Raw genomic sequence first — 11,807 nt, forward strand, 5'->3', positions numbered from 1 at the left:
CGTTCGCGCGGCGCATGGGCGCCCGTTCGCGGGTCCGACGAACAAGAATTGCTGATGGAGCGTGCATGGACGAGTTGACACTCGGTTTGATCGGCGCGGGCGCCGTCGTGGTGGGCGGCGTCGTGGTCTACAACGCGTGGCAGGGCGCGAAGGTGCGGCGCAGGATGCCGCGCCCGATGCCGGAAGAGGCGGCCGAGGCGATGAATCGCCCCGAGCGCGACGATGAGCTGCCGTTCATCGAGCCGGTGCGCCAGCCCGTGCGCCGCGAACCCGCGGCGCCGGCACCGGCGGCCGCCGCGAGCGCGCCGGCCGAAGCCGCGCGCGTCGAGCCGACCTTCGGTGGGGCCGCGAGTGGCGCGGCGCCGGCCGACATGCCGGCCGATCTGCAGGCCGAGGCCACCGGGGTCGACATGCCGTCGGAATCGACCGAGCCGGCCGAGCAGTCCGTCGACGAAGGTTCGGTCGCCGCCGCGCAGGAAGCGCAGGCCGCCGATACCTCGCACGAACCGGCCGAACCCGTGCTGCCGGCCGCGACGACGATCTCGTCGGCGCCGCCCGCGATCGTCGACCGCCGGATCGACTGCATCGTGCCGATTCGCCTCGGCGGGCCGCTGCCGGGCGACAAGATCCTGCCGGCCGCGCAGCGGCTGCGCCGGGCGGGCAGCAAGCCCGTGCATATCGAAGGCAAGCCGGAGGGCGGCCAGTGGGAGCTGCTGCAGAACGGCGTGCGCTATGAAGAGCTGCGCGCGGCCGCGCAGCTCGCGAACCGCAGCGGCGCGCTGAACGAGCTCGAATTCTCGGAGTTCGTGACGGGCGTCCAGCAGTTCGCCGACGCGATCGACGGCGCCCCGGAATTCCCCGACATGATGGAGACGGTCGCGATGGCGCGCGAGCTCGACGGCTTTGCCGCGCAGTGCGACGCGCAGTTGTCGATCAACGTGATGTCGGACGGCGCGCCGTGGTCGGCGAACTACGTGCAGGCCGTCGCTTCCCAGGACGGGCTGCTGCTGTCGCGCGACGGCACGCGCTTCGTGAAGCTCGACGCGAAGCAGAACCCGGTGTTCATGCTGCAGTTCGGCGACACGAACTTCCTGCGCGACGACCTCACGTACAAGGGCGGCAACATGATCACGCTGGTGCTCGACGTGCCGGTCGCCGAAGAGGACATCCTGCCGTTCCGGCTGATGTGCGATTACGCGAAGTCGCTGTCCGAGCGGATCGGTGCGCGGGTCGTCGACGATTCGCGCCGGCCGCTGCCGGAATCGACGCTCGTCGCGATCGACCAGCAACTGATGAAGCTGTACGCGAAGCTCGAGGAAGCGGGCATCCCGGCCGGTTCGCCGGTCACGCGCCGCCTCTTCAGCCAGTAACGCGTTTCACGGGCGGCGGTCTTCGGTGCCGTCGCCCGTCGCTGCAGTGCACACACGCCGCTTGTGTGCACTGCAGCGGGGCTGCGCGGCACGCATCGCATGCCCCCGTCGCAGCGTCAAACTGAGATAATCGCACATCCGATTTTTCAGAACGAATCTGCCGCCAGCATGGCCCGAACCCAAGCCGAACCGCCAGCCAGCCAGCCCGACGCGCGTGCCGCGTGGTTGCGCGACCAACTCGAGCGGGCGAATTACGCCTATTACGTGCTCGACCAGCCGGATCTGCCCGACGCCGAATACGATCGGCTGTTCGGCGAGCTGCAGCAACTCGAAACCGCTCACCCCGAACTCGTGACGCCCGATTCGCCGACGCAGCGCGTCGGCGGCGAAGTGGCGAACGGATTCACGCCGGTCGTCCATGACGCACCGATGCTGTCGTTGAACAACGGCTTCGCGGACGAGGACATCGCTGCGTTCGACAAGCGCGTCGCCGATGCGCTCGACAAGACGACCGATCTCGCCGGCTCGGTGACGGCCCCGGTCGAATACGCGTGCGAGCTGAAGTTCGACGGCCTCGCGATTTCGCTGCGCTACGAGCAGGGCGTGTTCGTGCAGGCCTCGACGCGCGGCGACGGCACGACGGGCGAGGACGTGACGGAGAACGTCCGCACGATCCGCTCGATCCCGCTGAAGCTGAAGGGCGCGCACGTGCCGGCCGTGCTCGACGTACGCGGCGAGGTGCTGATGTTCAAGCGCGATTTCGCACGCCTGAACGAACGCCAGCGCGCGGCCGAGCAGCGCGAATTCGCGAACCCGCGCAACGCGGCGGCCGGCAGCCTGCGCCAGCTCGATCCGAAGATCACCGCGCAGCGTCCGCTGTCGTTCTTCGCGTACGGGATCGGCGTGCTCGACGGGATGCCGACGCCGGACACGCACAGCGCGCTGCTCGACTGGTACGAGTCGCTCGGCCTGCCGGTGAATCGCGAGCGCGCGGTCGTGCACGGCGCCGACGGCTTGCTCGGCTTCTTCCGCAAGGTCGGCGAGAAGCGCGAGTCGCTGCCGTACGATATCGATGGCGTCGTCTACAAGGTGAACCGGCGCGACGAGCAGGACCGCCTCGGCTTCGTGTCGCGCGCCCCACGCTTCGCGCTCGCGCACAAGTTCCCCGCGCAGGAAGCGCTGACGAAGCTCGTCGCGATCGACGTGCAGGTCGGCCGCACGGGCGCGATCACGCCGGTCGCGCGGCTCGAACCCGTGTTCGTCGGCGGCGCGACGGTGACCAACGCGACGCTGCACAACGAGGACGAAGTGCGCCGCAAGGACATCCGGATCGGCGATACCGTGATCGTGCGGCGCGCGGGCGATGTGATTCCCGAGGTCGTCGGTGCGTTGCTCGACCGCCGGCCGGACGACGCGGCCGAGTTCGTGATGCCGACCGAGTGCCCGGTATGCGGCTCGAAGATCGAGCGTCTGCCGGACGAGGCGATCGCGCGCTGCACGGGCGGCCTGTTCTGCCCGGCGCAGCGCAAGCAGGCGCTGTGGCACTTCGCGCAGCGTCGTGCGCTCGACATCGACGGGCTTGGCGAGAAGATCATCGATCAGCTCGTCGAACTGAATCTCGTGCGCACGCCGGCCGACCTGTTCAATCTCGGTTTCGCGACGCTCGCGGAACTCGACCGGTTCGCCGAGAAGTCCGCACAGAATTTGCTCGACTCGCTCGAGAAGGCGAAGCACACGACGCTCGCGCGCTTCATCTACGGGCTCGGGATCCGCCATGTCGGCGAATCGACCGCGAAGGATCTCGCGAAGCATTTCGGGTCGCTGAACCCGATCATGGACGCGTCGATCGAGGAGCTGCTCGAAGTGAACGACGTCGGGCCGATCGTCGCCGAGTCGCTCCACCAGTTTTTCGCGGAAGAGCACAACCGCACCGTGATCGAGCAACTGCGCGCACCCGGCAAGGTCACGTGGTCCGAAGGCCCGCCCGCGCCGAAGGCGCCGCAGGGTGTGCTGGCCGGCAAGACGGTCGTGCTGACGGGCACGCTGCCGACGCTCACGCGCGACGCGGCGAAGGAGATGCTCGAGGCGGCGGGCGCGAAAGTCGCGGGCTCGGTATCGAAGAAGACGGATTACGTGGTCGCGGGCGCGGAAGCCGGCAGCAAGCTCGTGAAGGCCGAGGAACTCGGCATCCCCGTACTGGACGAAGACGGACTGCACCAACTCCTGGAGGGCAATACGCCATGATTCGCGAGATCCTGAAGATGGGCGATCCGCGCCTGCTCGAAGTCGCCAAGCCGGTCGAGCGGTTCGATACCCCCGAACTGCACGAGATCGTCGCGGACATGTTCGAGACGATGCATCACGCGAACGGCGCGGGACTTGCCGCGCCGCAGATCGGCATCGACCTGCAGATCATCATCTTCGGCTTCGGCAGCAACAACCGCTATCCGGACGCACCGCCCGTGCCCGAGACCGTGCTGATCAACCCGAAGCTCGAGTACATGCCGCCGGACATGGAAGAGGGCTGGGAAGGCTGCCTGTCGGTGCCGGGCATGCGCGGCGTCGTCAGCCGCTATGCGAAGGTGCGCTACAGCGGCTTCGACCAGTTCGGCGCGAAGCTCGACCGCGTCGCCGAAGGCTTTCACGCGCGGGTCGTGCAGCACGAATACGACCACCTGATCGGCAAGCTGTATCCGATGCGGATCACCGACTTCACGCGCTTCGGCTTCACCGAGGTGCTGTTCCCGGGGCTCGATCCGACCGACGACTGACCGGCTTGCGGCGGTGCGCCATGTTGCGCGCCGTCGTCGTACCGGAAATGAAAAAGCCCGCTTGCGCGGGCTTTGCATTGCGTGGCACGCAGCGCGTGCCCGCTGTCAGAACGACTCGTCGGCCGACAGGTAGCGCCATTGCCCTTGCGGCAGCGCGCCGAGCATCACGCGGCCCATCCGCACGCGCTTCAGGCCGATCACGTCGAGACCGACCAGTTCGCACATCCGGCGGATCTGGCGCTTCTTGCCTTCACGCAGCACGAAACGCAGCTGTTCGCCGTTCTGCCAGCTCACCATCGCGGGCTTCAGCGCGACGCCGTCGAGTTCGAGGCCGTGGCGCAGCTTCGCGAGCGATTCCGCGGGGAAGTGCTGATCGATGTCGATCAGCCGTTCGCCGAAGCGCACGCGTACCAGATACTCCTTGTCGATGTCCGACTGCTCGCCGATCAGCTGCTTCGCGATCCGGCCGTTCTGCGTCAGCACGAGCAGGCCGGTCGAATCGATGTCGAGCCGGCCGGCCGGCGCGAGCGCGTGCAGGTGCTGCGGCGAGAAGCGAACCGGCGAACGGTCGCCGCTCCACTGGTTCGCGCGCGTGATCAGCACCGACGCGGGCTCGTAGCCGTCTTCCGCCTGCCCCGACACATAGCCGACCGGCTTGTGCAGCAGGATCGTCACTTGCGCGGCCTGCGCGGCGCTCGCCCGCTCGTCGATCTCGATCTTCTGGTCCGGACGGACCTTGGTGCCGAGCGTATCGATGCGTTCGCCGTCGACGAGCACCCAGCCCTTTTCGATCCATTCGTCGGCTTCGCGGCGCGAGCACAGTCCGAGCTCGGACATGCGCTTCGACAGGCGCATCAGGCCCGTTTCGTCCCCGTGATCGATGTCGGCGGCGCGGCGCTTGACCGGTTGTGCGGTTTTCGGCGCGGTGCCAGTCGAGCGGCGCTCGGTGCCGCTGCGCTCGCCGAAGCTGCGCTTTTCGCCATAGCCGGCGGCTTTGTCGCGATAGGGCGCGCGTGCGCCGCCTTCGGCGCTCGCGCGGCGCGGACGTGCATCGTCGTCGCCGCGGCGGGCCGGGCGGTCGGACGGGGTACGGCGCTCGCCGAAGCTGCGCTTCGCGCCCTCGCCGGCGGCCTTGTCACGATAGGGGGCACGTGCGCCGCCTTCGGTGCCTGTACGGCGCGGACGTGCATCGTCGTCGCTGCGGCGGGCCGGGCGGTCGGACAGGGTACGGCGCTCGCCGAAGCTGCGCTTCGCACCCTCGCCAGCGGCCTTGTCGCGGTAGGGCGCGCGTGCACCGCCTTCGGCACCTGCGCGGCGCGGACGTGCATCGTCGTCGCTGCGACGCGCCGGGCGGTCGGACGGGGTACGGCGCTCGCCGAAGCTGCGCTTCTCGCCCTCGCCAGCAGCCTTGTCGCGATACGGTGCGCGTGCACCGCCTTCGGCACCCGCGCGGCGCGGGCGCGCATCGTCGTCGCCGCGACGGGCGGGGCGATCGGACGGGGTACGGCGCTCGCCGAAGCTGCGCTTCGCACCCTCGCCAGCGGCCTTGTCGCGATAGGGCGCGCGCGCACCGCCTTCGGCGCGGCCGCCCGGCTTCGCATCGCTGCGATAGCCGCGCTCGGCACCGCCGTCACGCGGCGCGCGCTTCGCCGGAGCGCGATCCGCGCCCGGACCCTCCGCGCCGCGCGGCTTGAACGCGCGTTCGCCGGCGGCTGCCGGTGCCGCGGCCTTCTTCGGGCGCGAGGGCTTGTCGGCCGCGGGCGGCGCGGCGGGGCGCACCGCCTTGCGGGCAACGAGGCTGCCGGAGCGGACAGGGGCGCGGGTCGGCGATGCCGGCTTCGGATTCTTGACGGTTAATTTGGTGCGCATAAACGCTGGGATTCATTCAGACTGCGATCGCGCGCAGCAATTCGGTTTCGAGCTGGATCTGCAGGCGGTTGTCGGACAGGCCGGCACCGTCGAGCAGGAAGATGTCCTCGACGCGTTCGCCGAGCGTATTGATCCGCGCCGCGTGGACGCCGACCTGATGCTCGGCCAGTACGCGCGCGATCGAATAGAGAAGGCCCGGCCGGTCGTTGGCGGACACGGACAGGATGTAGTACTGGCCGCGCTCGTCGGCCCGGAGGTCGACGCGCGGTGTGATCGGAAACGTCCGGGACAGCCGCGACAGGCGACCCTTGGACGGCTCCGGCAGCGACGCGGTATCGGCAAGGCGCGTCGCGAGCTGCTGTTCGACGAGATTCGCGATGTCGCGATAGCGCACGTCGCGTTCGGTCTGCGTGACGATGAAGTTGTCGAGCGCATAGCCGTGCCGCGTCGTGCTGACGCGCGCATCGAGCACCGATAGCCCGTTGCGGTCGAAGTACGCGCAGATGCCCGCGAACAGGTCGGGGCGGTCCTTCACGTACACGAGCACCTGCAGCGCGTCGCCGATCGGCGACGGCCGTGCGCGGACGATCGCGGTCTCGGCGTTCACGTGCCGGTACAGCACGCGCGTCTGCCATGCGATGTCCGCCGCGTCGTGACGCAGGAAGAAGCCGACGTCGAGCTGATCCCACAGCGCACGGTGGGCGTCGTCGGGCACGGTCTCGAGGCGCAGCAGCGCCAGTGCCTGCTCCTGTCGCGATTTCAGTTCCGAATGCGCGTCGGGCTTGGCGCCGCCGAGCACCGCGAGCGTGATGCGGTACAGGTCCTCGAGCAGCTTGCCCTTCCACGTGTTCCATACCTTCGGGCTGGTGCCGCGGATATCGGCGACCGTCAGCAGGTAGAGCGCGGTGAGGTACCGTTCGTTGCCGACGACTTCGGCGAAGCGCTTGATCACCTCCGGATCGCTCGTGTCCTGCTTCTGCGCGACCTGGCTCATCGTCAAATGATGCTGGACGAGCCACACGATAAGCGCCGCGTCGTCGCCGGCGATCCCGTGCTCGCGGCAGAAACGCCGTGCGTCGGCCATCCCGAGCGTCGAGTGGTCGCCGCCGCGGCCCTTCGCGATGTCGTGGAACAGCGCGGCGACATACAGCACCCACGGGCGCTCGAAATTGCCGATCAGCTGGCTGCAGAACGGGTACTCGTGCGCGTGCTCGGCCACCGCGAAGCGGCGGATGTTGCGCAACACCATCAGGATGTGCTGGTCGACCGTGTACACGTGATACAGGTCGTGCTGCATCTGGCCGACGATGCGGCGGAAATTCAGCAGGTAGCGGCCGAGCACGCTCGTCTGGTTCATCAGCCTGAAGGCATGCGTGATGCCTTCAGGCTGCTGCAGGATCTGCATGAACGTGCGGCGGTTCTGCGGATCGCGCCGCCACGTGTTGTTCATGATTTCGCGCGAGTTGTACAGCGCGCGCAGCGTGCGGGCGGACAGGCCCTTCACGCCGCGGGTCGCTTCGTACAGCAGGAACGCTTCGAGGATCGCGTCGGGGTGGCGTTCGAACACGCCGTCGTCGACGATCTCGAGCATGCCCTGCTTCTCGACGAAGCGATCGGGCGACAGCACGCGCGTGATGCCGCTCGTCGCGGGGAACAGCTGCGCCTCGATGTTCTGGATCAGGATCGTCGCGAGCTGCGTGACTGCTTTCGCGGCCCAGTAGTAGCGGCGCATCAACTGCTCGCTCGCGCGCTTGGCCTGCGTCGGCCGGTAGCCGAAGCTCTCGGCGGCCTGCGTCTGCAGGTCGAACACGAGCATGTCCTGGCGGCGGCCGGCGATCACGTGCAGCCGTGCGCGCAGCGTCTTCAGGAATCCTTCGTTGCGGCGCAGCTCACGCGCCTCGCGCTCGGTGATGAGCCCGCGCGTGTCGAGCTCGCGCCAGCTGCTGCCGAAGCCGGCCGCGCGCGCGATCCACAGGATCGTCTGCAGGTCGCGCAGCCCGCCGGGGCTTTCCTTCACGTTCGGCTCGAGGCTGTACGGCGTGTCCTGGAACTTCGCGTGGCGCTGGCGCATCTCGAGCACCTTCGCGGTGAAGAACGCGCGCGCGTCGAGTGCCTCGTGATAGCGCACGGTGAAGCGCTCGAACAGCGCGGTGCTGCCGACGATGCGGCGCGCCTCGAGCAGCGAGGTCTGCACGGTGACGTCCTGCGATGCTTCCTCGATGCATTGCGCGACCGTGCGCACGCTGCTGCCGATCTCGAGGCCGAGATCCCACGCCATCCCGATGAAGCGCTCGATGCGCGCGTCGAGCGCCGGGTCGTGCGTATCGGGCAGCAGCACCAGGATGTCGACGTCGGAGTGGGGCGCGAGCTCGCCGCGCCCGTAGCCGCCGACGGCGACGAGCGCGAGCGTCGCGGGCAGCCCGCAGTCGTCCCATACGCGCTTGAGCGCCTCGTCGGTGAGCTTCGACAGCGCGTGCATCAGCGACGCGACGTTCGTCGCGCTGCGAAAGCGCTCGAGCATGTCGGCCTTGGCGGCCTTGAATTCGGCGCGCCGCGACAGCGCTTCGGGCGAGGGGGCGGCGTGAGCGCTCATGGGTGGCCGTTCAGGTCAGGGGCGGGCAGGGCAGGCTGGCGCGACGGCGCTCAGACCGCGGCGGCCGGTTGTGCGAACACCGGGCGTGCCGGCGTACCGGCGGACACGGTCAGCACCTCGTAGCCCGTCTCGGTGACGAGCACCGTGTGCTCCCATTGCGCGGACAGGCTGCGGTCGCGCGTCTTGACCGTCCACTGGTCGGGCATCGTGCGAATGTCGCGCTTGCCGGCGTTGATCATCGGCTCGATCGTGAAGATCATCCCGGCCTTCAGCTCGATGCCGGTGCCCGGACGGCCGTAGTGGACGACCTGCGGATCTTCGTGGAACACCGTGCCGATGCCGTGGCCGCAGTATTCGCGCACGACGCTGTAGCCCTGCGCTTCCGCGTGCTTCTGGATCGCGTAGCCGATATCGCCGAGGTGCGCACCGGGCTTGACCTGGTCGATGCCGAGCCACATGCATTCGTAGGTGGTCTGCACGAGACGCTTCGCGAGGATCGAGCCCTCGCCGACGATGAACATCCGGCTGGTGTCGCCGAAGTAGCCGTTCTTGATCACGGTGACGTCGATGTTCAGCGCGTCGCCGTTCTTGATCACCTTCTCGCCCGGAATGCCGTGGCAGATCACGTCGTTGACCGAGATGCAGGTGGCCTTCGGGTACGGCGGATAGCCGGGCGGCTGATAATTCAGCGGCGCGGGGATCGTGCCCTGCTCGTTGAGCATGAATTCGTGACAGAGCCGGTCGAGTTCGGCGGTCGTGATGCCCGCGACGACGTGCGGCGTGATGAAGTCGAGCACTTCGCTCGCGAGACGGCAGGCGACGCGCATCTCGGCGATGTCGTGTTCGTTTTTGAGCGTAATAGTCATCGAGGTATGCCTGGAATGCGGTGAATTGACGGATTATCGCACCTTATGGCGGGCCTCGCAGCCCCTGCCGGCGGTGCCGATGCGGGTTTTCGCGGATTGTCCGGCCGGCTGCCGCGCGGCAAGCGAAAGTGGCGGGCGACTTGAGAGCCGACAAATCGGCGTGCTATACTCTTTGGCTAAGTCGACATCCAAATGCCGAACATGCCCCGATCTGGGGCGGCATGGCGATGAAAGGCTTGCGGCACGGGCATTTTCGCACGTGCCGAATCGCAAGCCGGCGCAACCAGGGTGCCGGCCGCGCGGAACGAAGGTCCTTCGGGGCGGGTTCGCGCGGCGGTACGGCAGCCGGCTTAAGACCCAACCCTCGTGGAGAATTTACATGGCAGTCACGATGCGCCAAATGCTGGAAGCGGGTGTCCACTTCGGTCACCAGACGCGCTTCTGGAACCCGAAGATGGCTCCGTTCATTTTCGGTCACCGCAACAAGATTCACATCATCAACCTCGAAAAGACGCTGCCGATGTTCACGGACGCACAGAAGTACGTGCGCCAGCTGGCAGCGAACCGCGGCACGATCCTGTTCGTCGGCACGAAGCGCCAGTCGCGTGACACGATCGCCCAGGAAGCGCAGCGCGCGGGCATGCCGTACGTCAACGCACGCTGGCTCGGCGGCATGATGACCAACTTCAAGACGCTGAAGGTATCGATCAAGCGCCTGAAGGACATGGAAGCGGCCGTCGAATCGGGCGAAACCGAGAAGATGAGCAAGAAGGAAGCGCTGCTGTTCGAACGCGAAATCGCCAAGCTGCAGAAGTCGATCGGCGGCGTGAAGGACATGGGCGGCATTCCGGACGCGATCTTCGTCATCGACGTCGGCTACCACAAGATTGCCGTCACGGAAGCGAACAAGCTGGGCGTGCCGGTCATCGCCGTGGTCGATACGAACCACTCGCCGGAAGGTGTGGATTACGTGATCCCGGGTAACGACGACTCGAGCAAGGCAGTCGCGCTGTACGCTGAAGGCGTGGCCGACGCGATCCTCGAAGGCCGTGCGAACGCGGTCAACGAAGTGGTCCAGGCCGCACGCGGCGACGACGAGTACGTCGAGGAAAACGCGTAACTGGCCCCGAGCCGGCGCAAAAAGGGGGCTCTCAACAGGCCCCCTTTTTTTAAGCTTGTGCGCCGGACCTGATCGCGCCGAATCGGCGCGGGTCCGGAAACGAATCTCGGCCGTTCGCGTCCAAGCGGGCGGCGTTGTGAATACAGACTCAAGGAGCGAATGATGGCGGCAATTACCGCAAGCATGGTGGCAGAACTGCGCGCAAAGACCGACGCACCAATGATGGAGTGCAAGAAGGCGCTGACGGAAGCCGACGGCGATCTGGCCAAGGCTGAAGAGCTGCTGCGCGTCAAGCTCGGCAACAAGGCGAGCAAGGCGGCATCGCGCGTGACGGCAGAAGGCGTCGTCGCATCGTTCGTCGGCGGCAACGCAGGCGCGCTGGTCGAACTGAACTGCGAAACCGACTTCGTCGCGAAGAACGACGACTTCCTCGCATTCTCGAAGACGGTTGCAGAACTCGTCGCGACGCAAAACCCGGCCGACGTGGCTGCGCTGTCGGCACTGCCGCTCGAAGGCTCGACGGTCGACGCAGTCCGTCTGGCACTGATCGGCAAGATCGGCGAGAACGTGTCGATCCGCCGTTTCGTCCGTTTCGAAACCGCGAACAAGATCGCAACGTACCTGCACGGCGCGCGTATCGGCGTGATCGTCGAGTACACGGGCGCGGAAGAGCAGGTCGGCAAGGACGTCGCGATGCACATCGCGGCAATGAAGCCGGTCGCGCTGTCGTCGGCTGACGTGCCGGCGGAACTGATCGAGACGGAACGCCGCGTGGCCGAGCAGAAGGCTGCGGAATCGGGCAAGCCGGCTGAAATCGTCGCGAAGATGGTCGACGGTAGCGTCCAGAAGTACCTGAAGGAAGTGTCGCTGCTGAACCAGACGTTCGTGAAGAACGACAAGCAGTCGATCGAGCAGATGCTGAAGGCGGCGGATTCCGCCGTGCAGAAGTTCACGCTGTTCGTCGTCGGCGAAGGCATCGAGAAGCGCCAGGACGACTTCGCCGCCGAAGTGGCCGCGCAAGTCGCAGCAGCAAAGCAGCAGTAAGCCGTAAGCAGTCAGGCAGTATCCGCGGCGGGCGTCCGCTCCGCCGCGGCCGGCGGCGGGGGCCGGCCGCCCCCCCGCCCCCCCCCCCCCCCCCGGGCGGGCGCCCCCACAGATATTGAGACGCAAAACAAGGGGGGGTGAGACTAGGGACGGCCAGGCCCCCAAAGGCCACAA

The 11,807-nt window shown here is 67.5% G+C and carries 8 protein-coding genes; 5 read left to right on the forward strand and 3 right to left on the reverse strand.

Annotated elements, in window-relative coordinates; genetic code table 11:
• Positions 1 to 65 precede the first annotated feature (65 nt).
• The 3 genes from DIE21_RS33415 (at position 66) to def (ending at position 4,141) form a co-directional block, all read left to right on the forward strand.
• Positions 66 to 1,370, forward strand: a complete 1,305-nt coding sequence (locus tag DIE21_RS33415) for a cell division protein ZipA C-terminal FtsZ-binding domain-containing protein (RefSeq protein WP_124501683.1) — start codon at positions 66 to 68, stop codon at positions 1,368 to 1,370.
• 168 nt (positions 1,371 to 1,538) lie between these two features.
• Complete coding sequence (gene ligA, locus DIE21_RS33420) at positions 1,539 to 3,614, forward strand: NAD-dependent DNA ligase LigA (RefSeq protein WP_124501684.1); 2,076 nt, start codon at positions 1,539 to 1,541, stop codon at positions 3,612 to 3,614.
• Positions 3,611 to 4,141 carry a peptide deformylase gene (gene def / locus DIE21_RS33425; protein WP_124501685.1) on the forward strand — a complete coding sequence of 177 codons (531 nt, stop codon included), beginning with the start codon at positions 3,611 to 3,613 and terminating at the stop codon, positions 4,139 to 4,141. Before ligA ends, def begins: the two co-directional genes overlap by 4 nt.
• Positions 4,142 to 4,246: 105 nt before the next feature.
• On the opposite strand, the gene DIE21_RS33430 is transcribed toward def, so the two are convergent.
• Genes DIE21_RS33430 through map form a run of 3 tightly spaced genes read right to left on the reverse strand, consistent with a single transcriptional unit; the run spans position 4,247 to position 9,469 of the window.
• Positions 4,247 to 6,010, reverse strand: a complete 1,764-nt coding sequence (locus DIE21_RS33430) for a pseudouridine synthase (protein ID WP_124501686.1) — start codon at positions 6,008 to 6,010, stop codon at positions 4,247 to 4,249.
• 16 nt (positions 6,011 to 6,026) lie between these two features.
• On the reverse strand, positions 6,027 to 8,603 hold the full coding sequence (locus DIE21_RS33435; RefSeq protein ID WP_124501687.1) for a [protein-PII] uridylyltransferase: 2,577 nt from the start codon (positions 8,601 to 8,603) through the stop codon (positions 6,027 to 6,029).
• A gap of 50 nt (positions 8,604 to 8,653) precedes the next feature.
• A complete protein-coding gene (map, locus tag DIE21_RS33440) occupies positions 8,654 to 9,469 on the reverse strand; it encodes a type I methionyl aminopeptidase (protein ID WP_124501688.1) in 816 nt (271 codons plus the stop codon).
• A gap of 379 nt (positions 9,470 to 9,848) precedes the next feature.
• Here map and rpsB point away from each other — a divergent pair, with 379 nt between their 5' ends.
• Entirely contained in the window at positions 9,849 to 10,589 is a 741-nt protein-coding gene (gene rpsB / locus DIE21_RS33450; protein WP_006758564.1) for a 30S ribosomal protein S2, read from the forward strand.
• Positions 10,590 to 10,751: 162 nt separating this feature from the next.
• Complete coding sequence (gene tsf, locus DIE21_RS33455; RefSeq protein ID WP_124501689.1) at positions 10,752 to 11,633, forward strand: translation elongation factor Ts; 882 nt, start codon at positions 10,752 to 10,754, stop codon at positions 11,631 to 11,633.
• Positions 11,634 to 11,807 lie beyond the last annotated feature (174 nt).

Origin of the sequence: Burkholderia sp. Bp9140, from assembly GCF_003853425.1 — a bacterium.
In the GTDB taxonomy this organism is placed as follows: domain Bacteria; phylum Pseudomonadota; class Gammaproteobacteria; order Burkholderiales; family Burkholderiaceae; genus Burkholderia.

Coding starts and splice junctions, on each gene's coding strand:
- DIE21_RS33415 (WP_124501683.1), top strand. CDS start 66: ATGGACGAGTTGACACTCGGTTTGATCGGCGCGGGCGCCGTCGTGGTG.
- ligA (WP_124501684.1), top strand. CDS start 1,539: ATGGCCCGAACCCAAGCCGAACCGCCAGCCAGCCAGCCCGACGCGCGT.
- def (WP_124501685.1), top strand. CDS start 3,611: ATGATTCGCGAGATCCTGAAGATGGGCGATCCGCGCCTGCTCGAAGTC.
- DIE21_RS33430 (WP_124501686.1), bottom strand. CDS start 6,010: ATGCGCACCAAATTAACCGTCAAGAATCCGAAGCCGGCATCGCCGACC.
- DIE21_RS33435 (WP_124501687.1), bottom strand. CDS start 8,603: ATGAGCGCTCACGCCGCCCCCTCGCCCGAAGCGCTGTCGCGGCGCGCC.
- map (WP_124501688.1), bottom strand. CDS start 9,469: ATGACTATTACGCTCAAAAACGAACACGACATCGCCGAGATGCGCGTC.
- rpsB (WP_006758564.1), top strand. CDS start 9,849: ATGGCAGTCACGATGCGCCAAATGCTGGAAGCGGGTGTCCACTTCGGT.
- tsf (WP_124501689.1), top strand. CDS start 10,752: ATGGCGGCAATTACCGCAAGCATGGTGGCAGAACTGCGCGCAAAGACC.